The following is a 22,542-nucleotide window of genomic DNA, read 5'->3' as shown; positions in this document are numbered from 1 at the left end:
CTGCTTCTGGAGAAAGAACGAGCCATGAGAATGAACACGATCGGTTATCTGTCCCTTGCCGCATTGCTCTGCGTCGCGGCCTGCGGAGGCGATGGCAGCGGTGGCAGCAGCAGTAGTGGCAGCGCCAGTACAGCCGGCACGCAAACGACTTCCCAGCAGCCAACGGCTACTGGCTCCGTCACGATGAGCATTCCCTTGAAGAATGGCGACGGCAATACCGTGCGAACGCCGACGGCTTTGGGCAGCCAGTCCGGCACGACGCTCAAGCCGACCTTTGTCGACGGCGGTAGCAATGGATACGTGAAGGTGTTCTTTGATGGCGTACAGGTTGCGGCATTCCCAACCGCAAACCTGCCGTCCGGCCCCGGACCGAGCGGCAGCGCGAATCTCGCCAACGGCGGCAGTTTCTCGTATCAGTCGACCATCAGCTATGTCCGCAATCAGCCCGTTGCCACGATTGCCGCCACCTACGCCACCGTGCCCGGCACGCACAAGATCGGCGCCGTCCAGGTCAATGGGCCATGCGCGTCGAGCGATCCCTGCATCCCGAACAATGAAGGCTATGTGCTGGCGCAGGGAGAAACGGCGGCGTTGCTTCAGCCGGGTCAGAACGCGGATGTGTCGCTCTATCTTCGTGGTGTCATGCAGTCGGCGTACATCTGTGACTATCCTGCCTGCAATGGCAGTGGGCTGACTGTGGACCAGGATGGCTACTACCATCTCTACGTTGTGGTTGCCGACGAGAACGGTACGGCCATCACGCACCAGGTGGATGCCAGTGGCAGCACGATTCCGTTCGACAACAGCTACTACGCGATTGTCGAGACAGGCAACAGCCTCCTGGACATCCGGACGGAAGCCGGCAAGCCGATCGGCGGGCAGTCGCTCTATACGCCTGGCAGCGACCGGCAATCCGACAATGGCGGCAGCTACGGTGTGGCGATCAAGGTGAAGTGCAACGCTGCCGGCACGACGACGCTCATTGCGCAACTCGGCCCGGATGGTGGCAAGTCGATTGCCCCGATCGCAGGCTTTGCCGCGACCTCGGGTACGAACTATCCGACCGCCAACATGGCTCTCGGATCGGTAGGTGCAGACCAGTACTTTGGCAACCAGCTCAGCCTGAGCTGCAATGGGACCGGAGCCCTGACGGTTCAGTAGTCGTTTCGTGTGTCCACCCCGAGGACCCAAAGCCGTGACCGCCGGACTTGCTGCCAGCCGTCACGGCTTTATTGCCATTCGCCAGCGCGGGTGCATTGCGCCCGCAATTCGCATAATCCCTGATTTCTCTCAAGTTCCGGTACTGACTGCCGTTAGCTTTCCCCATGTCCGTTCGAGCGCATACCCAGTTGCGCCGCAGGCAAAGCAGTGATCGGCCGCCACCGGGCGCGGTCAGTCAGCCGCCAACCAGTCAATCAGGTAGAAGAAGGCATGAAGAATCTTGGTATTGGTGTACGCCTTGGCATCGGCTTCGGCGTGGTCTTGCTGTTGTCCACATTCATGACGGTTCTGGGCGTGCTGCGTCTGGAAGATGTCGCGGGCCGCACGCACGCGATGATGCAGCAGCCGCTCGCCAAGGAGCGCATCGTCAGCGACTGGTATCGCCTGATGTACGCCAGCGTGCGCCGTACCACGGCCATCACGCGCAGCAGCGACCCCTCGCTTGGCCAGTTCTTCGCCGCCGAGACCAAGACCTCGGCCGAAACGATTGCCGCGATGCGCGACAAGATAAAGCCGATGCTGACGTCCGACGCGGAAAAGGCGTCCTTCGAGCGCATTCTGGTCGTACGCAATCCCTACAACGAGTCGCGCGACAAGATCGCCAAGCTCAAGCAGGAAGGACAGGCCGAGGATGCCGTCAAGGTGCTGGAGAACGAGTTCGTACCGGCCGGTGATGCCTACCTGGCTGAGATCCAGAAGCTGCTGGACATCCAGCGCGCGTCCATCGACGCCACGGCCGAAGAGATCAACCGGATCTACGAGAGCGCGCGTAATGGGTTGATCGCGCTTGGCGTGATCGCATTGGCAATCGGCGTGGCATTCGCATGGTGGCTCACCATCGGCATTACGCGCCCGTTGCATCGTGCCGTTGGCTTTGCCCGGACCGTGGCCGCTGGCGACCTGACCGGCCGCATCGACGTGGACAGCCGTGACGAAACCGGCCAGCTCCTGGCGGCGCTGCGCGAGATGAACGAGAACATCCTTGGCATCGTCAAGGAAGTGCGCAAAGGCACCGAGGCGATTGCCACCGGCACGAGCCAGATTGCCGCCGGCAATACCGACCTTTCGCAACGGACGGAAGAGCAGGCATCGTCGCTGCAGGAGACCGCGTCGAGCATGGAGGAACTGACCAGCATCGTGCGCCAGAACGCCGACAGCGCGAAGCAGGCCAGCGGCCTGGCGGTCAATGCCTCCGACGTGGCCACGCAAGGCGGCGAGGTGGTGGGTCAGGTGGTGCACACGATGGACGAGATCAATGCCGCCTCACGCAAGGTGGTCGAGATCATCTCGGTGATCGAAGGCATCGCGTTCCAGACCAACATCCTGGCGCTGAACGCGGCAGTTGAAGCCGCGCGCGCCGGGGAACAGGGCCGGGGCTTTGCCGTAGTGGCGGGTGAGGTGCGCAGCCTCGCGCAGCGCAGCGCGACGGCGGCCAAGGAGATCAAGTCATTGATCGGAGATTCCGCCGATCGCGTCGAACGTGGCTCGCAACTGGTGGCGCAGGCTGGCCAGACGATGGAAGAGATCGTCAGCGCGGTGAAGCGCGTGACCGACATCATGGGCGAAATCAGCGCGGCGTCTGTCGAGCAGAGCGCCGGCATCGAGCAGGTCAATCAGGCCGTGACGCAGATGGACACCGTCACGCAGCAAAACGCGGCACTGGTGGAGCAAGCTGCGGCGGCCGCGGGCTCACTCGAAGAGCAGGCCCAGCGGCTCAAGGAAGCGGTGGCGACGTTCCGTCTGGCCGCCTGAAGTCCCTCGGCTGTCTCGGTATCTCGCTATTTGGTTCTGGGTGGCACGATCGTGCCACCCGATTCCGCTGCCTGCTGCGTGTGCCGCATCTGCGGCATCATGTTGCTGTTCAGGTGGAACATCACCCATAGCGATCCGGTCAGCGTGATCACGACCAGTGTCAGCGTGAACATCAGGGAAAGCATGTTCCAGCCGCCTTCCGACTTGGCGTTCATGTGCAGGAAGTAGATCATGTGCACCACGATTTGCACCGCACCGATCAGCAGGATGGCGATGGCGGTGGTGGACGATTTTTCGAACACCTTGCCCATCACCAGCCAGAACGGCACCGCTGTCAGGAACACCGACAGCACGAAGCCCGTCAGATAGCCACCCAGCGTGGCGTGCGGCCCCACTTCCTCTTCGTGCTCGTGGCCATGCCCGTGGCCGTCCATCGCGTGGTCTTGCGCGCTCATGGCAGCGACCCCATCAGGTAGACAAAGGTAAAGACGCCGATCCACACGACGTCGAGAAAGTGCCAGAACATCGACAGGCACATCAGCCTGCGCTTGTTCGCCGTGATCAGTCCGTGCCGCGCCACCTGCGTCATCAGGACGATCAGCCAGATGATGCCGAACGTCACGTGCAGCCCGTGCGTGCCCACCAGCGAAAAGAACGACGTCAGGAAAGCGCTGCGTTGCGGGCCGGCTCCCTCATGGATCAGGTGCGCGAACTCGTAGAGTTCCACCGTGAGGAACGCCGCGCCGAACACGCCGGTGATGGCCAGCCAGATCTGCGTGCTGGCGACACGGTTCTGCTGCATCTGCAGCATGGCGAAGCCATACGTGATCGACGATATCAGCAGGAACGAGGTGTTCAGCGCCACCAGTGGCAGCTCGAACAGCTCGGCGCCGCTCGGTCCCCCCGCGTACTCGCGCCCCAGCACCCCGTAGGCGGCGAACAGGCACGCGAATATCAGGCAGTCGCTCATCAGGTAGAGCCAGAACCCGAGCAGCGTGCCGTTCTGAGGATGTACCTCCTCGGTCAGGTAGAACTGATAGCCGCCGGGGGGCGCTTGGTCCGCATCGGCCGTGCCGTGCGCGTGCAGGGGTAGGGTCGTGTCAACCATGGCCGGCCATCAGTTGGGTGCGCGCCGCTTCAGTCCGGACCACCTGCTCTGCCGAAATGTAGTAGTCGCGCTTGTAGTTGAAGGTATGGATGATCGCTGTAATGATCGTGGCCGCGAACGACGCGATGACCAGCCACCAGATGTGCCAGATCAACGCGAAGCCGCATATCGTGGAGAGCCCGGCCAGTACGATGCCGGCCGCCGTGCCCTTCGGCATGTGGATCGGGATGAAGCCCTGCTCCGGTCGCTGGAAGCCGTTGTGTTTCATGTGCCACCAGGCATCGGTGTCGTGCACGACCGGCGTGAATGCGAAGTTGTACTGAGGCGGCGGCGACGAGGTCGACCACTCGAGCGTGCGGCCGCCCCAAGGGTCGCCGGTGGTGTCGCGAAGCTCCTCGCGGCGCATGAAGCTCACCACGAGCTGGATCAGGAAGCAGGCGATGCCGATGGCGATCAGCAGCGCGCCGAACGCGGCGATCTGGAACCAGATCTGCAGCGACGGATCGTCGAAATGGTTCATACGGCGGGTCACGCCGAGCAGGCCGAGCCAGTACAGCGGCATGAACGCGAAGTAGAAGCCGACGAACCAGAACCAGAACGACGCCTTGCCCCACGATGACACCAGGCGATAGCCGAATGCCTTGGGGAACCAGTACGTGATGCCGGCCATCAGCCCGAACAGCACGCCGCCGATGATCACGTTATGGAAGTGGGCGATCAGGAACAGGCTGTTGTGCAGCGAGAAGTCCGCCGGAGGCACCGCCAGCAGCACGCCGGTCATGCCGCCGATCACGAATGTGACCATGAAGCCGACCGTCCACAGCATCGGTGGCTCGAAGCGGATCTTGCCGTGGTACATCGTGAACAGCCAGTTGAAGATCTTGGCGCCGGTCGGAATCGAGATGATCATCGTCGTGATCCCGAAGAACGAGTTGACGCTGGCGCCGGAGCCCATCGTGAAGAAGTGGTGCAGCCAGACCAGGTAGGAGAGCACGGTGATCACCACCGTCGCATAGACCATCGACGCGTAGCCGAACAGGCGCTTGCGCGCGAACGTGGCCACCACTTCCGAGAACACGCCGAATACCGGCAATACCAGGATGTAGACCTCGGGGTGACCCCAGATCCAGATCAGGTTCACGTACATCATCGCGCTGCCGCCCTGATCGGCCGTGAAGAAGTTCGTGCCGGCGTAGCGATCCAGCGCCAGCAGCGCCAGCGCGGCGGTCAATACCGGGAAGGCGGCGATGATCAGCACGTTCGTGCACAGCGACGTCCACGTGAAGATCGGCATCCGCATCAGCGTCATGCCAGGGGCGCGCATCTTGACGATGGTGACCAGCAGGTTGATCCCTGATAACAGCGTCCCCACCCCCGCTATCTGTAGCGCCCATATGTAGTAATCCACGCCAACGTCGGGACTGTGGAGGATGCCCGACAGCGGAGGATAGGCCAGCCAGCCGGTGCGCGCGAATTCGCCTACGAACAGCGACATCATGACCAGAATTGCGCCGCCAGTGGTCATCCAGAAGCTGAAGTTGTTGAGGAACGGGAATGCTACGTCGCGCGCGCCGATCTGCAGCGGCATGACGAAGTTCATCAGCCCGGTGACCAGCGGCATGGCCACGAAGAAGATCATGATCACCCCGTGCGCGGTGAAGATCTGGTCGTAGTGGTGAGGTGGCAGGAACCCGGCGTTGTCGCCGAACGCGACGGCCTGCTGCATCCGCATCATGACCGCGTCGGCAAAGCCGCGCAGCAGCATCACGATGCCCAGCACGATGTACATGATGCCGATCTTCTTGTGGTCGATGCTGGTGAACCACTCTCGCCAGAGATAGCCCCACGCGCGGAAGTACGTCAGCAGCGCCACCAGTGCCAGTCCGCCTATCGCCACGGCGGCGAAGGTGGCGATAAGGATCGGCTCATGGTAGGGAATGGCCTCCCATGACAGTCGGCCGAAAATCAGGTTGGCGAGTTCGGAGCGCTCGGGCATGTTTGTCACCTGGGCCTGTGTTGGCCAAAATTGACCGATGAAGATTGGCGGGAACCGGAAAAATGAGGGCGAATCCCCGCTTCACCGCAGCAGTCGTCTACCGTCGTTGAGCACGACGTCCGGCGCAAACAGCGGCGAATCGACCGGTGTGTTGCTTGCCGTGCAGATTTCGCCGGACGGGTCGAACTTGCCACGGCTGCGATCGAGCGCCATGGTGTCGGCCATGCAGGCGCCGCCATCCACGCAACGGTTCAGGATCAGGTCGTAGAGTTCAGGTGCAACGCTCGCATAGCGTTGCACCGGCTCACGTTCGCTGGGCTGAGCCAGCTTCAGGTAGGCGTCCTTCGACAGGGTGCTGCCCGATGACTTGGCCTGCGCGATCCAGCGATCGAAGTCCTCGCCCGACATGCCGTGGAACTTGAACCGCATATGCGAGAAGCCCGCGCCACTGTAGTTGGACGAGAAGCCGTCATAGACGCCGGGTTTGTTGATCACTGCATGGAGCTTGGTTTCCATGCCAGGCATGGCGTAGACCATGCCGGCCAGCGAAGGCACAAAGAAGGCGTTCATCACCGAGGTGGCGGTGATCCGGAAGGCGATCGGGCGATCGACCGGCGCGGCCAGTTCGTTCACCGTGGCGATGCCTTGTTCGGGATACAGGAACAGCCACTTCCAGTCCAGCGCCACGACTTCCACCGTGAGCGGTTTCACCTCGGCGGAAACGGGGCGACCTTCGTCGAGCCGTGTCAGTGGCCGGTAGGGATCGAGCTGATGGGTGCTGACCCAGGTCACCGCGCCGAGCGCGATGATGATCAGCAGCGGTGCGGCCCAGATCGCCAGTTCGAGCACCGTGGAGTGGTCCCACTCGGGGTTGTACGGGGAATCGGGGGCGCTCTCTCGGTATCGCCACGCGAACAGCAACGTGAGGAAGATCACCGGGATGATGATCAGCAGCATCAGACATGTGGCGATGATGATCAGGTCACGCTGGCGCATGGCCATATCGCCGGATGGCGAAAGCAGCACAGCATTGCACCCGGCCAGACTCGCCAATAGCGCGATTGCGGTACAACGCAAAAGCAACCTTCCCGTCACCCTGATGGGTGTCACTGCTGCATCGAAGCGTGGCATGGTCTCGGAAGTGGCGTCTGGTTAACGTCGCATTGGGGTGGCCCCAACGATCTTTCGATTTCCAGTTGCAGTTTAGGCGCTATTCTTGTGATTGCGGGACTTTAAGTGCAGTACGACATCCTCCTCTCGCACATCAAGGAGACTCCACGATGGCCAGTCTGTCCCACCAGCATCGCGCGTCGCCCACTGCACCTCCGGCTCCCGGTCATCATGACGTGGCGCCAGCCGAGATCGCCACAGGCGTGGTGATCGGGCGCGCCTCCGAATACTTCGACTTCTTCACGTACGGCATCGCCTCGGTGCTCGTCTTCCCATCGGTCTACTTCCCGTTCGCGAGCGAGCTGGCCGGTCTGCTCTACAGCTTCGCGATCTTCTCCTTCGCATTCATCGGACGGCCGTTTGGGACGACGCTGTTCATGCGAATCCAGCGGCGCTGGGGCCGCGGCATCAAGCTGACGGCCTCGCTGTTCCTGCTCGGCACCGCCACGGTGGGTATCGCGTTTCTGCCGTCATACGCGTCGATCGGCAGTTCGGCCATCTACCTGCTGGCGCTGTTCCGTTTCCTGCAGGGCATTGCCTTCGGTGGATCGTGGGATGGCCTGCCGTCGCTGCTGGCCCTCAATGCGCCGGAAAACAAGCGCGGGTGGTACGCGATGGTGGGGCAGCTTGGCGCGCCGACTGGCTTCATCGTGGCGGGTGCGTTGTTCCTGTTCCTGCGCTCGAGCCTGACGCCGGAAGAGTTCATCGATTGGGGGTGGCGGTATCCGTTCTATGTGGCCTTCGCCATCAACGTGGTGGCGCTGTTCGCGCGGCTGCGCCTGGTGGTCACGCATGAATACACCCGACTGCTCGAGGAGGATGAACTCGAGCCGATCAGCACGCTGCAGATGGTCAATGCGCAGGGCTTCAACATCTTCCTCGGCGCGTTCGCGGCACTGGCCAGCTATGCGTTGTTCCACCTCGTCACCGTGTTTCCGCTGTCATGGGTGAGCTTGCACAAGACGCAGAACATCACCGACGTGCTCGCGGTCCAGATCGTGGGTGCGGTCATTGCGTTCATCGGCACGTTGATCTCCGGATGGCTTGCCGACCGCATCGGTCGTCGTACCACGTTGGCGACAATGGCCGTGTTGATTGGCATCTTTAGCCTGTTCAGTCCGTGGCTGCTCGATGGCGGCGCGACCGGTCAGAACCTGTTCATCCTGATCGGCTTCGGTCTGCTGGGTTTGTCGTATGGGCAGGCGGCCGGCGTGGTGACGTCGAACTTCGAGACCCGCTATCGCTATACGGGCGCCGCGCTGACGACCGATTTCGCGTGGCTGTTCGGCGCCGCGTTTGCGCCACTGGTGGCGCTGGGACTGTCGTCGCTGTTCGGTCTGGTCGCGGTTAGTCTGTATCTGCTGTCAGGAGTGGTGGGAACGCTGGTGGCGCTGCGGATCAACCGTGCGCTGGGGACCCCCGACGACTGACCTCATCAAGCGCAAATGCCACGAACGCGCGCGCCGCGGCGGTGCGATAGGCGCCACGCCGTTGCAGTAGCGCGGCATGGCGCGGTGGCAGCGGTAGTTCCAGCTTGAGGACGCGCAGATCCGGATGTCCGGCGGCAATGGCCGCCGGCAGCACCGTGGCGTGGCGTCCGCTGCGCACGGCGTCAAGCACGGCGCTGACCGAGTTGGCCTCGAAGGTGATGCGCGGCTCGATCCCTAACGCCCCGAAGTAGCGGGCGATATAGCCCCGCGTGGCAAATTCCCGCGTCAGCATGGCCATGGACTGCGCCGCGAGCACGTCGGCGCGCAGTGCCGTGCGTCGCCGTGCCAGCGCGTGTGTGGCGCCGACCATGTAGGCCAGCGGTTCCTCCATCAACGGCGTGGCGTCCAGGTCGGGCAGGTGGATATCGTCGAAGGCGATGCCGATATCGACCTCGTCATCGGCCAGCAACGGTTCCACGCGCTCTTGCGGCATTTCGCGCAGACTCAGCGTGATATTCGGATACGCCGAGTTGAACGCCACGATCAGCGGCGCCACCAGATAGGGCGTGAACGTCGGCGTGATCGCCAGCCGGAGGTTGCCGCGCGTGAGTTCCCCCACGTCATGGATGGCGCGTCGCCCTGCTTCGAGGTCCTGCAGCGCGCGGCGTGCGTGCACGTAGTACGCCTCGCCGGCGTCAGTCAGTCGCACGGTGCGGCCGCTGCGATCGAACAGCGGCGCGCCGAGTGATTCCTCGAGCTGGCGGATCTGCTGCGACAGTGTCGGCTGCGAGACATGGAGTGCCTCGGCCGCTCGGGTGAAGTTGCCGGCGTCGGCGACGGCCAGGAAATAGCGAACGTGGCGCAGCAGCATGGTGGTAACTATTGGTGTTGCCAATGACGAGGATAATAAACCGGTCTTTGACCCAATAGCTGTTCGCCGCCATGCTGGAGCCATCCAGTGACGATGGAGGCGTCGGCGTGAAAGATCTGATCCAGGGCATTCTGAAGTTCCAGCGGGAAGAATTCCCGAAGCGGTCGGCGCTGTTCAAGCACCTGGCCACGCAGCAGAATCCCAAGACGTTGTTCATCGCGTGTTCGGACAGCCGCGTCGTGCCGGCGTTGCTGACGCAATGCGAGCCCGGGGAGCTGTTCGTGATCCGCAACGCCGGCAATATCGTCCCGGCCTATGCGGTGCAGCCCGGCGGCGTGTCCGCCAGCGTCGAATACGCGGTGGCGGGGCTCAAGGTGCGCGACATCGTGATCTGTGGCCATTCCGATTGCGGGGCCATGACGGCCGTGGCCACCTGCCAATGCCTGGACCACATGCCCGCCGTCGAGGAGTGGCTCGAACATGCCAGCGGCGCCCGGCGGATCAGTCTGGCCCGTCCGCACGCATCAGACCGGGCACGGGTGGACGACATGGTGCGTGAGAACGTGATCGAGCAGCTTGACCACCTGCGGACGCATCCGTCGGTGGCGCAGGCGCTGGCCGAAGGGCGTGTCGACCTGCATGGCTGGGTCTACGACATCGAAACCGGTGAGATCGATGCCCTCGAGGGACGTACGGGGAAGTTCGTGCCGCTGCGGGAACAGCCTGATGTCACCGCCACGCTGGAGCGGGCTGCCTGACGCCAGGGTTTGGCAGGTATCAGCGCGAGGGCGATTGCGCAGGCGCCGCGCGCAGCACGCCTGCGGCGATTTCGCGCATCAGCTCATCGACGGTCTCTAGCTCGGCCTCGCCCAGGCCGGCGGGCGCGCGGGCGGTGCCCCAGTCACCATAGACCATGGCGATGCAGCGATTGCGGATTCTCACCGGTGCCAGCAGGATCGACCGCGCGTCGGGAATCGCATCGCGATACCACCGTGGCAGACGGCGCGCCACTTCGGCGTCGGTCGTGTCCTCCACCAGCAGCGGCTTGGACGCCAGCGCGGCAAAGTGGAACACGTCGGGCACGAAGCCTTCTTCGAAAGACAGCGCGGACAGCCTTTCACGCATTCCCTCGCCGAAGCCCAGCCGCGCGTGAAAGTGCCGTGTCGAGGGGTTCAGCATCATCAGGAAACAGCGCGAGAAGTCCAGCGCGCGCATCGACGATTCCAGCACCATCGGCGCCAGTTGCGATACCGTCCGGCCCGCGCCTTCGCGCTGCACCTCGGCGATGCCTTGCCGTAGTCGCTCCAGGACGTTGTCCGGGCGCGCGCCGTGGGCAAGTGTTGCCGCATCCTGCGCCGGCGATTCGGATTCGACGATCGACGCATTGAGCACCTCGGCCTGGCGCACGGCCACGGAGACGTCGCTGGCGTCCAGGCCGAGCACCTTCGCATGGGACAGCAGCAAGGCCTCGACCGATGCCTGATTGCCGTCGCGCACCATCGTGGCCGCGGCCTGTGCGGAGACCTGCGCGATGGCGGCGAGCCAGTCGGCATGGGTTTCCAGCACGGTATCCGTGGACAGCGCGCGCGGCTTCATGGCGTGCGCGATCAGACCCGGGAGCCGCCATTTGCGCGCGGCCGCCTCGGCGATCTCCACCATCGACACACCGAGCACTTCCTGGCAGGCCTCGTTCTCCGTCATCGGATGCGCGGCGCACATGGCCTCTACGCGCTCCCATTCTTCGGGGAAATAGAACACGATGAGCAGCCGGCTCATATGGTGCATCAGCGTGCAGACGACGGCTTCCTCGCCCTCGTTGATGCCGCGTGCCTGGCTCAGCGCCCGCGTGATCTCGCCGGCCACCAGCGCGCGTTGCAACGCACGCGTGGCCTGCGGGCGATTCGGCGCCACGCCGTGGAAGTAGTCGAGCAGCTGGATGCCGAGCGTCAGGTGGCTGATCGCCTCCACGCCCAGAACGAGGATCGCGCGCGAGACGGTGGTCACCTCGCCGCCGAATGATCGGTACATGGCCGAATTGGCGAGCCGGATCACCTTCTGCGACAGGCTGAAATCCGACAGCACGCTCGTGGCCATCTCGCCGACGGTGAGGTCGGCGTTGAGCGTCTTGAAGATGTTGTCGACACAGTACTGGAGCGTCGGGAAGTCTCCCTGCTGCGCCATCCGTGCCCACAAGGTCTCGAAGAAATCGGACTTGGACATCAGGACACCCGTGGCGCGAAGACTTCGTCCTCGCCGACCACGAACCTGCCGTCGATCACGGCGCTCTCGAAATCGGCGGCGGCGACGGCGCGCGCAAAGAGCCATCCCTGCACAAGGTTGCAGCCCTGCGCGGCCAACAGCTTGTTTTGGGCATCGGTTTCGACGCCCTCGGCAATGGCGACGAGACCAAGTTCGCGTGCCAGCGACAGCACGGCCGACACGATGGTCCGCGCGTGCGGTGAATCGACCATGTCGGCGACGAAGCTGCGGTCGACCTTGAGGGCCGACAGCGGAAAGCGGCGCAGATACGACAGGCTCGAATAGCCGGTGCCGAAATCATCGACGGCGAAGCGGATGCCGAGCGCACGCAGCGAAAGGAGCAGTTCCTCGGCCGCCTTCGGATCGGTCATCAGCGCGCTTTCGGTGATTTCCAGCAGTAGCCGGTCGGCGCCGATGCCCGATTCCTGGATCGCATTGCGGACACTGTCGAAGAAGCCCGGATGCAGGAACTGCACGGCTGACACGTTGACCGACATATGGCCTACATGGATACCCAGCGCATCCCAGGCGGCGAGCTGCGCGCAGGCGCAGCGCAGCGCCCAGGCGCCAAGGTGCTTGATCAGACCGTTCTTCTCGGCGACGGGAATGAACACATCGGGCCGGATATCGCGGCCAGCGTGCTCCCAGCGCATCAGTGCTTCCACGGCGCAGACTTCACCGCTGCCAGGCCAGACGATCGGCTGGTAGTGCAGCAGGAACTCGCCGTTCTGCACCGCTTCGAACATGCTCTGCTCGATCTGGAACTGTTCGTCCAGGCGGCGATCCAGTTCAGGCGAGTAGATGCAGTAACGGTTCTTGCCGAGCGCCTTCGCCTCGTACATCGCCAGGTCCGCGCGGCGCAGCCATTGCGACTCCGATTGCGCCGAACCGTTCGAGAAGGCCAGGCCGATGCTGGTGGTGATGCGCACCTGGCAGCCGCCCAGCAGGAAGGGCTGGCGGCAGACATGGATCACGCGCTCGAGGACCCGGATGGCGTCCGCCTCGGACTCCATGTCATCGAGCATCAGTACGAATTCGTCGCCACCCAGCCGCGCCACGCTTTGGCGCGTGCGGACGGTGTCCTGCAGACGCGTGCCCACTTCCTTGAGCAGCGCATCGCCAAATTCGTGGCCGAGCGAGTCGTTGACGTTCTTGAAGCCGTCCAGATCCATCAGGGCAACCGCGAACGGCTGGCCCGCGCGGCGGCCGGACGTGTATTCCTCGATCCGCTTGCCGATGTAGGCGCGGTTGCCGACACCGGTCAACGGATCCAGGAAGGCACGCTCGGTCAGGTCTCGCTCCGACTCCACCCAATGCGTGATGTCTTGGCCGAACAGCAGCAGGCTCGGCGCATCGTCGGCATCGCGGTGGTAGCTCACGCGCAGATCGAGCCAGTTGGGCCCGCCGATACCGCCGGCCACGCGCACGCGCTCGCGGCGCATGGCCTGGTCCTGCGCGCAGCACGTCAGCAGCATGGCCACGCGTTCGCGGGACTCCAGCGCGATGATGTCGAGGATCGAGGTGCGCAGCAGGTATTCGCGCGGATAGACCAGCAGTTCGGCGGTGGCTTCGGTCGCTTCGAGGATGCGTCCCTGCATGTCCACGCGCATGGCCAGCGCGCCGGAGGCCTCCAGCAACGCCAGGGCCTCGCCGTAGGCAGGGCCGGCATCAGGCCGCCTGCGATCGGCAGGCTCCGGTGCCAGAGCAACATCGTATGCGAACGCGGTCATGTATCTTTCAGCCCTGAGCCCAATGGGCGCATGGCTGATATCGGTTGGTTTCTTGTGATCTTTAGGGTTGGATACCCGCGGTAACGCCAGTCCGTGGCTAACCCGTGCCCGGAACATGACCTCTGGTGCTGCCGCCGTCATATGAATGACATCGGCGATTCTAATACGAGCCGACATCGGGCTGAGTGTGACGCGGGAGGGGGCTGATGACAGTGGGCACGACTACAACACGCGCATCGCCAGTTGAAGGCCAGGCTTGTGTCGGGATTGACATAGTCGTGGGAAATCCGTGACACTCATTCCCATGTCCAGTTTCGCCATCCGCATCGCCGCGATTATTCGCACCATTCCGAGAATGGTGGGTTAGCGCGCGTCCGAAACAGACATCAATAACCCGCCCAACGAGGCGGGTTTTTTATGGCCGCCTCCAGGGATTTTCAGAGATTTCCCCTCAAGAATGGAGTCGCCATGCCGTTTACTCGTCCCCTTGCCGTGCCCCAAGCCGTTGCGCCGGGCCAGTCGTTCGATGCCGAGCCGTTTGAAGCGGCACACGACGCCTGGAGCGACGCCGACGATTACCTGAGGCGCATCCTGACCGCGCGCGTCTACGACGTGGCACGGGAGACCGCGCTGGAGGCGGCGCCGACCTTGTCCGCGCATCTCGGCCACCGCGTCTGGCTCAAGCGCGAGGATCACCAGCCCGTGTTTTCGTTCAAGGTGCGCGGTGCCTACAACAAGATGGCCAGCCTGCCGGCCGATGCGCTTGCCCGTGGCGTGATCACGGCCTCGGCCGGCAATCACGCGCAGGGCGTGGCGCTGGCCGCGGCCCGGCTTGGTGTGCGGGCGATCATCGTCGTGCCCCAATCCGCGCCGCAGGTGAAGGTGGACGCGGTGCGTGCCCACGGTGGCGGGATGGTGGAAGTCGTGCTGGCCGGCGAGTCCTATTCCGATGCCTTCGACCATGCGCTATCCCTGCAGCAACAACACGGAATGACGTTCATCCCGGCGTTCGACGACCCTGACGTCATCGCCGGGCAAGGTACCGTGGGCATGGAGATCCTGCGGCAGCATCGCGGCCCGCTTGATGCCGTGTTCGTGCCGATCGGCGGTGGCAGCCTGGCAGCGGGCGTGGCGGCATATGTCAAGGCGGTCCGGCCGGAAGTCCAGGTCATCGGCGTGCAGACGGAGGATTCCTGTGCCATGGCGCGTTCGCTGGCCGCTGGCGAACGGGTCACGCTCGATGCCGTGGGATTGTTCTCGGATGGCACGGCGGTCAAGCGCGTCGGAGAAGAGACATTTCGGCTTTGCCAGAAGTACCTTGATGGTGTGCTGACGGTGGATACCGATGCGCTCTGCGCGGCGATCAAGGACGTCTTCCAGGACACGCGCAGCCTGGTGGAGCCGGCCGGCGCGCTGGCCGTGGCGGGGCTCAAGCAGTATGCGGCGACGGCGGGCGACGCTTCGCTGGCGCTGGTCGCGATCACATCGGGCGCCAATATGAACTTTGACCGCTTGCGCATCGTGGCGGAACGGGCGGAAGTGGTTGGCGCCGCGCGATGATGGAAGGGGAGGCCGATGATCGCCCAGAAGTTGTCGTACAACTGCGGTGCTTTCGGGCAGAATCAGGGGTGGCACTCTTCCCAGCCACAAGACATTGGAGACATCGAGCATGACAAAGCAGGCAAAGGTCGCACTGGTCACGGGCGCGGCGCGCGGTATCGGCAAGGCAGTGGCGCAGGCGATGCTCGCGGACGGATATCAGGTCGTGCTGGCCGGTCGCACCGCCGAGACGTTGGAAGCCCTGGCCGCGCAAGCCACGGCTGCGGGCCAGACCGCGCTGGCCGTGCAGTGCGATGTGAGTGATGCCGCCTCGGTCGACGCGTTGTACGGCAAGATCCGCGAACGCTTCGGCCGGCTCGATGTGCTGTTCAATAACGCAGGCATCAACGCGCCGGGTGTCAGCATCGACGAACTGTCAGTCGAGCAGTGGAAGGCGGTGGTCGATACCAACCTGACCGGCGCCTTCCTGTGTGCGCGCGGCGCGTTCATGCTGATGAAATCGCAGGACCCGCGTGGTGGCCGCATCATCAACAACGGGTCGATCTCGGCCCACGCGCCACGGCCGAATTCCGTGCCCTACACGGCCACCAAGCATGCGATTACCGGATTGACCAAGAGCCTGTCGCTCGATGGCCGTCCCTGGGACATCGCCTGTGGTCAGATTGATATCGGCAACGCGGGTACCGACATGGCCAACCGCATGGCGCGTGGCGTGCCGCAGGCCAATGGCGAGATCCGCCCGGAGCCGTTGATGGATGTGGCCCACGTTGCCAGCTCGGTACTGCATATGGCCAATCTGCCGCTGGAAACCAATGTGCAGTTCATGACCGTCATGGCGACCAAGATGCCGTTCGTGGGACGCGGGTAATTCGCTGAGGCGGAATCTAGGCGATCCCCCTCTCGCTCGACCGAGAGGGGCGGCCCGTCAATGGGGGCTACCGTGCCGGCCGGCCATGAAAGCCGCCGCATCGGTTGCGGTCATGCCGCGGTTGTCGCGTGCGTTGGGGTCGGCGCCATGCGCCTTGAGTATGTCGACGATGTCCGTGCGCTGGAACATCGCGGCGGTCATCAGTGCCGTGCGGCCGTCAGGCGAGACGCCTTCGACGTCGGCACCATGCTCGAGCAGGATCTCGACGATTTCCGTGTAGCCCTTGTAGGCGGCTCCGGCGATCGGCGTCTGACCCATCGCATTGCGGATGTCGGGCGAAGCGCCGACTTCCAGCAGCGTGCGCAGCGCGTTCGCGTGGCCGTGGTAGGCGGCCAGCATGACGAGGGTGTCGCCTTTCTCATTACGCAGGTTCGGTGGCATGCCGCGTTCGATCAGCGCCGCGAGCGCCACGGCGTCGCCATTGCGCGCGAGATCGAACACCTGGCCCAGCGCGGCGATCATGCGCGCTTCATCTTCCGCGGACATCGTGGCTTGAGGCTGTTCCATCATCATTTTCCTGTCTCGGACGGTTTGTTCGGGATTTTCTGAGTCGTTCCGCCCGTGCCTCTCCCGAGGGCGGGAGAGGCACGGGTAGTGGGGACTTACTTGGCCTCGATCATCTCGATGGCTGCCGCGACACCCGCACCATAGGCGGGGTCAGCCGCCGTGCAATGCTTGATGTGGGTCTGCTGGATGTGTTTCGAGACACCCTTGATCGAGCGGGCCGTGTTGTCGAACAGCGCTTGCTGCTGCGTCGGCGACATCAGGCGGAACAACGCGCCGACCTGCGAGAAGTAGTCGCCGTCCTCGCGATGGTTCCAGTGGTCGGCGGTGCCTTCCAGCGTCAGCGGCGGTTCGCGGAAGTCGGGTTGCTCGGCCCACTCGCCCTTCGTATTGGGCTCATAGGCGATGGCGGCCCCCCGGTTGCCGTCGACGCGCATCGTGCCGTCGCGGTGATAGCTGTTGACGTACTTCGCGGCTTTCGGCGAGTTCACCGGAATCTGGTGATGATTCACGCCGACGCGATAGCGCGCGGCGTCGCCGTACGAGAACAGACGGCCCTGCAGCATCTTGTCGGGCGAGAAACCGACGCCGGGAACGATCGTCGACGGTGCGAACGATGCCTGTTCGACTTCGGCGAAGAAGTTGTCCGGATTGCGGTTCAGTTCCAGCACGCCGACTTCGATCAACGGGTAGTCTTTCTTCGGCCAGATCTTGGTCAGGTCGAACGGGTGGTAGGGGACCTTGCTGGCTTCGGCTTCCGGCATGATCTGCACGCAGAGCTTCCAGCGCGGGAAATCGCCACGTTCGATCGATTCAAACAGATCGCGCTGGTGATATTCGCGGTCCTGGCCCGTGATCTCCGCGGCTTCCTCGTCGGTCAGGTTCTGGATGCCCTGCTGGGTGACGAAGTGGAACTTCACCCAGAAGCGCTCCATGTTGGCGTTGATGAAGCTGTAGGCATGGCTGCCGAACCCGTGCATATGACGCCAGGTGCGTGGGATACCCCGGTCACTCATCACGATCGTGACCTGGTGCAGGGCTTCGGGCAGGCCGGTCCAGAAGTCCCAGTTGCTTTCGGCGCTACGCATGCCCGTGCGCGGGTCGCGCTTCACGGCGTGGTTCAGGTCGGGGAACTTCAGGGGGTCGCGCAGGAAGAAAACCGGGGTGTTATTGCCCACCAGGTCCCAGTTGCCTTCCTCGGTGTAGAACTTGATCGCAAAGCCGCGGATGTCGCGTTCCGCATCGGCAGCGCCGCGCTCGCCGGCCACCGACGAGAAGCGCAGGAACAGGTCGGTTTTCTTGCCAACCTGTGAGAACAGGTTGGCGCGCGTGTACTTGGTGATGTCATGCGTGACCGTGAACGTGCCGTAAGCGCCGGCGCCCTTGGCGTGCATGCGGCGTTCCGGAATCACTTCACGGTCGAAGTGGGCAAGCTTTTCGAGGAACCAGACATCCTGGAGCAGGGCGGGGCCACGCGGGCCGGCGGTCTGAACGTTCTGGTTATCGACAACGGGCGCGCCAAATGCGGTCGTGAGCTTATTCATAGTCATTCCTTGATGCAGTCGTGCGATCCGGAGGGGTCGCGTCTGGACATTTGTGGGACGGAATTGCCGCGGCTCGTGGCCGCGTCATCGAGTGCGCCGGGGAACTGACTCGCCGGCAGGAGTTGCAGTCAACTATCGCAGAAGGGGTCGTTCAAGTCATATCGTATTGATCAATGGCCGCGATAGTGCACAGACTTTTCGAGCGGGCCATTAAGTGGTTTACGTCTGGGAAGGGCTCCGCTTTCTCGCATTTTTCGGATCAGGTCAAATTCTGTGCTCGGCATTGACAGGAAATTGACGTGTATCAGTCGATTCTTTGCAGTGTCTGGACGGCAGGCTGAATAGGCTGAAAGCAGGACAACTACGACCATGCCGCACCATGTGGATCGTCTACCGTTTTGGCCTTGCCGCCATTGCCTTGATCGCCCTGATTGCGCTGTTCGTGTGCCAGTACCGGCTATCGGCCAGGCTGGCGCGCCGCGAAGCAAAGCTCGATGGGCAGCAGGCGCATGAGGAACCCGGCGCTATTGAATCGTGAGGCGCGGCCCGTTCAAATGCGACGCGCGCTCGACCTGAATCCTCCCTGTGGCAGGTTTTCCGTGCCTTTTCAGGCTGCGTTCCTATCCTTACAAGGTGAAAATCATGCGCAGGAGATGACATGCAAGCGAGGTTTGCGCGCGGCATCGCGCAGACGCCACTGACGGTGGCAGCCCGGGAATTTCCGCTGGCGGAGGAGGCCGCCATGCCCGAGGTTGGCGACCTGGTGACCGTCTTCAGTCAGGATCTGGTGACGGAGTTCAGCATCCGGCTGAACGCCGCGGCGGGGCCGGATCTCTGGTACGGCGTGATCTACGCCATCAGCCGGGGAACCGAGATGCTCGTCGTCGCGGAGGGTCTCGAGCTTGACGATGTGGTCAGCGTCAGGCGGCAGGAAGTTGCGTCCGTCATCAAGGCGGACAGCCAGCATTGAGAATCGGCAGCCAGGTGTGGGACGGCGGCAGGCGTTGCCGCCGGGGGGCTGCTGCGGGTATGCTGCGCGTGCATTCGTATGCCAGAAACCGTAACGCCCGCCCCCAGCCAGCAAGTCGCCGTTCCCATGTCCTCGCCCCTCCCCGTACCTGCTACCACTCGCCAGTTCATCGCCGGACCTGCCGGTCAGATCGAAGTTCTCGTCGATACGCCGGCCGCTGCGCCGATCGGCGTTGCCGTGGTGGCGCATCCGCATCCGTCCCAGGGCGGTAACGCCGAACACAAGATTCCCCAACTGCTTGCGCGCATCCTGCAGGCGCATGGTTTCCTGGCATTGCGGCCGAACTATCGCGGCGTTGGCCAGAGCGAAGGGGAGTACGACGAAGGGAACGGCGAAACGGAAGATGTGCTGGCCGTGATCCGGTACGCGCAATCAGCGAATGCGGGGCTGCCGCTGGCATTGGCTGGATTCTCGTTCGGCGCTTTCGTCCAGGCGCGCGCAGCCGAGGTGCTCACCGCCGCGGGCGAGTCGATGGCGCACTTGATGCTGGCGGGAATGCCCGCTGGCGCGTTGTCCGACACGCTGTCCTATGACACGCCGACGGTCCCCGCCCACACGCTGGTCGTGCACGGAGAGCGCGATGAGCGGGTACCGCTGGTGAACGTTTTCGACTGGGCGCGACCGCAGGAACTGCCGGTGGTCGTGGTACCGGGCGCCGGACACTTCTTCACGGGGAAACTGCCCGGCCTGCGCCGCGTGGTGGAGAGCTATCTGCGGCGGCCGGCCGAGTGACCGGCTGATCGGTAGTTACTGGGTCAGAACTCGTACATGATCGAAATATCGCCGGTCATGTTGGCCGAGTGAGATACGACCGGGCTGTTGCGCGCATCGCCGACGAGCGCTGCGATGCCGAAATCGGCCGTGGCGAACCAGTGCTTGCCGAAGAACCACATCGCGGATACCCCCCCGCCGTATGAGCGGATGCCGGCGCCGGCATGGTACTGGGGCAGTCCTGAACGCGCCGATTGCTCCGCCGTGACACCGTACCAGCGACTCATGTAGGCCGAATCCGCGACCGTCATGGTGGGACCCGCGAACCAGGCGAACTTGTCCGAACTGCCCGGCAGCGGCATGTACGCGCCGAGGTCGCCCAGCCACCCGTTGGCACCCCCGAACTGGCGCCGCGCGTTCGCGCGAATCACAAGCGGAAACTCCTTCGAGACCACGTACTCCGCGAACAGCTTCGACTCGACCGCCATCCCGATGTTGCCGAGTCCGGCCAGATGGTCGTGGTCGTGCTTTTCGCGTCGGCCGAAGTCATAGGTCAGCGCAATACCGGCGCGCCAATGGTCGGAGTGGACGATGTTCCAGCCGAGGCCTTCGCCAGTGGACAGGAAGCCTTGGTCGCGGTACCGGATGTCGATCGCCGGGCCCGCCAGCGGATAGTAGTTGCCGGTGCCGTCGTAATACGGGCTGATACGGGCTGCCATGCCCAGGCGAACCGTCCAGTCGGGCGGGGGCCCCTCGAACAGCTTTTCCAGCGGCACGCCTACCGAGTACTGCCACTCGGCCAGCGGGGCCGGCGTCTGGGCGTGGGCTCGCGGCGCGGCCAGCAAGGCCACCAGCGCGAACATCGCCGTGGCGAGCCACAGTATCAGGGCGCGCGGGTACCGGCCATGTGCCACACCAGCCTGGTAATCCGAATTCGTCGACAAGTAATCACTCCGTTTCTTCTGGCGCTTCCCATGGGGGAAGGTGCGATGCAAAACCGGTGTAACGGCGCTGGCGGACGTGCGGATGACGCAAAGTCATCATTTTGCTGAAACCCGATGGCCATTGTGGCCGACGTGGCGGCCGGCGACCAGCCCTCCCCGGCCAGCCGTCAGTCGTCAGCCGTCAATTCCTGGCGCCGCGCTCGTCGTCCCATTGCCAGTCGCGCCGCATGATCAGGAATGTGAACGATGTGGACCAGCCTATCAGAATCAGGCCCACCAGCGGCTGTACGGCAGCCAGTAGACGCAGCTGGCCGATCGGGACGATGTCGCCGATGCTCTGTGTGGTGAAGGTTTCGAGGGAGAAATAGATATACGCCGCGGGGCCGTGCTCTTGCATGCCCGTCAGGCGGCCGATGCCAAGCCACTCGGTGCCGAGCCAGTAACCGCCGCTGAAAATCACGGCTTCGATGCAATGCGTGAGGATGATCAGCAGGATCATCACGGCAATGTTGAGTTTGCCGCTAAGGCGCTTGGGGTGAATCGAGGAGATTAGCCGAAGTGCTTCATAGTGCAGGCCGACGCAGATAACGGTCAGGCCGGCCGTGAGTCCGACTGCAAGAAGGTAATTAATTGGCGTGTCTGGCATCGTTCGCCGGGAGTTCGCGAGTGATGGGCAGACTATATACGGCGGCTTGATGCTTGCGCCATGGTGCGCACAAATGCCAACGCGGCGTGAACGCACGGCAGAGTGCATTCACGCCGCGCTGGATTGCGCACTGATGGCTTTCTTCAACTTGCTGCGGGGGCGCAGTTATTAGTGTCGTGTGTCGGGCTCAGACAGGTAGCGTCTGGACCACGATCGCGGCGGCGGCGCCGGTGGCGGCTGTGACGGCCAGCCATCCACTCAGGATCAGGGCACTGTTCTTGAAGCTCATGATGGACTCCGGGGCAACAACCGGAGCCGGCCAGAACAGTGGCCCTGATGCGACTCCGGTTACTTCTTTTCAACTACCGCCAGCATGGGGCGGGGCTCAGGCGTTTGCGCCTTCGGTGTACGGGTCGAACTTGCCGGTACGGGCACCGTCGTAGTACGGATCAACCTTGCGGGCCGGTTCGCTCGAGACACCGGTGCGATCCAGGCCGGCGACCATGCGTGCGCCGTCGGTGTACGGGTCGAACTTGCCGACCTTGGCGCCGTCGAGGTACGGGTCAACCTTGCGGGCCGGTTCGCTCGAGACACCGGTGCGGTCCAGGCCGGCGACGATGCGGGCACCGTCGGTGTACGGATCGAACTTGCCTACCTTGGCGCCGTCGGTGAACGGGTCAGCCTTGCCGACCTTAGCGCCATCGGTGTACGAGTCGGTCTTGCCGACGCGTGCGCCGTCGGTGAAGGCGCTGCGCTGGTCGTTCACGCGATAGCTGTAGCCGTAGACTTCGCCGGCCTTCTGGGCGGCGGGGGCGGCTTGTGCGGCACCAGTGACGAAAGCGGCGGCGAGTGCGGCGGCGGTCAGGATGGTCTTGGCGTTCATGATTGCTCTCCTTGCGAAGGGCCGGGCGATCTTGGTGTGTGGGTCGCGGGGCCGGTGTTCTGTACTGCGAATCTCAGGGGTCTTGGTTTGGGCGCTGTTGCTATCTACTGCTAGATAGGTAACCAGGGCTAAAAAAAAGACCGCCTCCCGGTACTGACAAACGACTTGGTGTTGCGTGGATCGGCTTGGTGCTGCGGACTGCTTTGCTGCATCGCGTCGTCCATGAGCCAAATATTATCTACTACTAGATAGATA

At 63.6% G+C, this 22,542-nt stretch carries 20 protein-coding genes and 1 pseudogene; 9 read left to right on the top strand and 12 right to left on the bottom strand.

The features are described from left to right. The first annotated feature begins 24 nt into the window (after nucleotides 1-24). Together B2246_RS21725 and B2246_RS21720 are read left to right on the top strand one after the other, a co-directional pair. Nucleotides 25-1,161, top strand: coding sequence for a hypothetical protein (locus B2246_RS21725; RefSeq protein ID WP_193750030.1), 1,137 nt, complete (start codon nucleotides 25-27; stop codon nucleotides 1,159-1,161). Between the two features lie 270 nt (nucleotides 1,162-1,431). Continuing rightward, nucleotides 1,432-2,973 (top strand): methyl-accepting chemotaxis protein, encoded by a 1,542-nt coding sequence (locus B2246_RS21720; protein WP_008643177.1) that lies wholly within the window; start codon nucleotides 1,432-1,434, stop codon nucleotides 2,971-2,973. A gap of 26 nt (nucleotides 2,974-2,999) precedes the next feature. Here B2246_RS21720 and cyoD read toward each other — a convergent pair whose 3' ends face one another. The 4 genes from cyoD to cyoA form a co-directional block, all read right to left on the bottom strand. Continuing rightward, complete coding sequence (cyoD, locus tag B2246_RS21715) at nucleotides 3,000-3,428, bottom strand: cytochrome o ubiquinol oxidase subunit IV (protein ID WP_008643179.1); 429 nt, start codon at nucleotides 3,426-3,428, stop codon at nucleotides 3,000-3,002. Next, complete coding sequence (cyoC, locus tag B2246_RS21710; protein ID WP_008643180.1) at nucleotides 3,425-4,081, bottom strand: cytochrome o ubiquinol oxidase subunit III; 657 nt, start codon at nucleotides 4,079-4,081, stop codon at nucleotides 3,425-3,427. The genes cyoD and cyoC overlap by 4 nt, the downstream gene beginning before the upstream one ends. Beyond that, entirely contained in the window at nucleotides 4,074-6,077 is a 2,004-nt protein-coding gene (gene cyoB, locus B2246_RS21705; protein ID WP_008643182.1) for a cytochrome o ubiquinol oxidase subunit I, read from the bottom strand. Before cyoB ends, cyoC begins: the two co-directional genes overlap by 8 nt. Nucleotides 6,078-6,158: 81 nt before the next feature. Further along, entirely contained in the window at nucleotides 6,159-7,208 is a 1,050-nt protein-coding gene (gene cyoA, locus B2246_RS21700) for a ubiquinol oxidase subunit II (protein WP_286880479.1), read from the bottom strand. Nucleotides 7,209-7,357: 149 nt separating this feature from the next. On the opposite strand from cyoA, the gene B2246_RS21695 reads away from it, so the two are divergent. Next, complete coding sequence (locus B2246_RS21695; RefSeq protein ID WP_008643186.1) at nucleotides 7,358-8,677, top strand: MFS transporter; 1,320 nt, start codon at nucleotides 7,358-7,360, stop codon at nucleotides 8,675-8,677. Here B2246_RS21695 and cynR read toward each other — a convergent pair. After that, a complete protein-coding gene (gene cynR, locus B2246_RS21690; protein WP_008643188.1) occupies nucleotides 8,646-9,548 on the bottom strand; it encodes a transcriptional regulator CynR in 903 nt (300 codons plus the stop codon). The genes B2246_RS21695 and cynR overlap by 32 nt on opposite strands. Before the next feature lie 107 nt (nucleotides 9,549-9,655). On the opposite strand from cynR, the gene B2246_RS21685 reads away from it, so the two are divergent. Then, on the top strand, nucleotides 9,656-10,306 hold the full coding sequence (locus B2246_RS21685; RefSeq protein WP_008643190.1) for a carbonic anhydrase: 651 nt from the start codon (nucleotides 9,656-9,658) through the stop codon (nucleotides 10,304-10,306). Nucleotides 10,307-10,325: 19 nt separating this feature from the next. Here the strand turns inward: B2246_RS21685 and B2246_RS21680 are convergent, their stop codons facing one another. Both B2246_RS21680 and B2246_RS21675 read right to left on the bottom strand, forming a co-directional pair. Continuing rightward, on the bottom strand, nucleotides 10,326-11,768 hold the full coding sequence (locus tag B2246_RS21680) for an HDOD domain-containing protein (protein WP_008643192.1): 1,443 nt from the start codon (nucleotides 11,766-11,768) through the stop codon (nucleotides 10,326-10,328). Beyond that, nucleotides 11,768-13,537 (bottom strand): putative bifunctional diguanylate cyclase/phosphodiesterase, encoded by a 1,770-nt coding sequence (locus B2246_RS21675; protein WP_008643193.1) that lies wholly within the window; start codon nucleotides 13,535-13,537, stop codon nucleotides 11,768-11,770. The genes B2246_RS21680 and B2246_RS21675 overlap by 1 nt, the downstream gene beginning before the upstream one ends. 468 nt (nucleotides 13,538-14,005) lie before the next feature. On the opposite strand from B2246_RS21675, the pseudogene ilvA reads away from it, so the two are divergent. Both ilvA and B2246_RS21665 read left to right on the top strand, forming a co-directional pair. Next, a pseudogene (gene ilvA, locus B2246_RS21670) lies at nucleotides 14,006-15,094 on the top strand (threonine ammonia-lyase, biosynthetic); the annotation flags it as partial. 112 nt (nucleotides 15,095-15,206) lie between these two features. Beyond that, nucleotides 15,207-15,965, top strand: coding sequence for an SDR family oxidoreductase (locus B2246_RS21665; RefSeq protein WP_008642642.1), 759 nt, complete (start codon nucleotides 15,207-15,209; stop codon nucleotides 15,963-15,965). A 57-nt stretch (nucleotides 15,966-16,022) separates the two neighbouring features. Here B2246_RS21665 and B2246_RS21660 read toward each other — a convergent pair whose 3' ends face one another. Together B2246_RS21660 and B2246_RS21655 are read right to left on the bottom strand one after the other, a co-directional pair. Further along, nucleotides 16,023-16,511: an ankyrin repeat domain-containing protein gene (locus B2246_RS21660; protein ID WP_152564933.1), complete on the bottom strand. Its 489-nt coding sequence runs from the start codon at nucleotides 16,509-16,511 to the stop codon at nucleotides 16,023-16,025. Between the two features lie 116 nt (nucleotides 16,512-16,627). Next, nucleotides 16,628-18,073, bottom strand: a complete 1,446-nt coding sequence (locus tag B2246_RS21655; protein ID WP_008642635.1) for a catalase — start codon at nucleotides 18,071-18,073, stop codon at nucleotides 16,628-16,630. Between the two features lie 379 nt (nucleotides 18,074-18,452). On the opposite strand from B2246_RS21655, the gene B2246_RS21650 reads away from it, so the two are divergent. The 3 genes from B2246_RS21650 to B2246_RS21640 all read left to right on the top strand — a co-directional run bounded on the left by B2246_RS21650 (nucleotide 18,453) and on the right by B2246_RS21640 (nucleotide 19,835). Further along, nucleotides 18,453-18,611, top strand: coding sequence for a hypothetical protein (locus tag B2246_RS21650; protein WP_008642634.1), 159 nt, complete (start codon nucleotides 18,453-18,455; stop codon nucleotides 18,609-18,611). A gap of 120 nt (nucleotides 18,612-18,731) precedes the next feature. Beyond that, entirely contained in the window at nucleotides 18,732-19,043 is a 312-nt protein-coding gene (locus tag B2246_RS21645; RefSeq protein WP_008642633.1) for a hypothetical protein, read from the top strand. A 126-nt stretch (nucleotides 19,044-19,169) separates the two neighbouring features. Continuing rightward, a complete protein-coding gene (locus B2246_RS21640; RefSeq protein ID WP_035884434.1) occupies nucleotides 19,170-19,835 on the top strand; it encodes an alpha/beta hydrolase in 666 nt (221 codons plus the stop codon). A gap of 23 nt (nucleotides 19,836-19,858) precedes the next feature. Here B2246_RS21640 and B2246_RS21635 read toward each other — a convergent pair whose 3' ends face one another. The 3 genes from B2246_RS21635 to B2246_RS21625 form a co-directional block, all read right to left on the bottom strand. Continuing rightward, nucleotides 19,859-20,758, bottom strand: a complete 900-nt coding sequence (locus B2246_RS21635; RefSeq protein ID WP_008642631.1) for a MipA/OmpV family protein — start codon at nucleotides 20,756-20,758, stop codon at nucleotides 19,859-19,861. Between the two features lie 181 nt (nucleotides 20,759-20,939). Then, nucleotides 20,940-21,404, bottom strand: a complete 465-nt coding sequence (locus tag B2246_RS21630) for an ion channel (protein ID WP_008642630.1) — start codon at nucleotides 21,402-21,404, stop codon at nucleotides 20,940-20,942. 385 nt (nucleotides 21,405-21,789) lie between these two features. Further along, a complete protein-coding gene (locus B2246_RS21625) occupies nucleotides 21,790-22,287 on the bottom strand; it encodes a copper resistance protein CopQ (protein ID WP_286880488.1) in 498 nt (165 codons plus the stop codon). Nucleotides 22,288-22,542: the final 255 nt, after the last annotated feature.

Source organism: Cupriavidus sp. UBA2010 (genome assembly GCF_002335265.1).
Lineage (GTDB): Bacteria > Pseudomonadota > Gammaproteobacteria > Burkholderiales > Burkholderiaceae > Cupriavidus > Cupriavidus metallidurans.
This window is presented reverse-complemented; position numbering and strand designations above follow the sequence as displayed.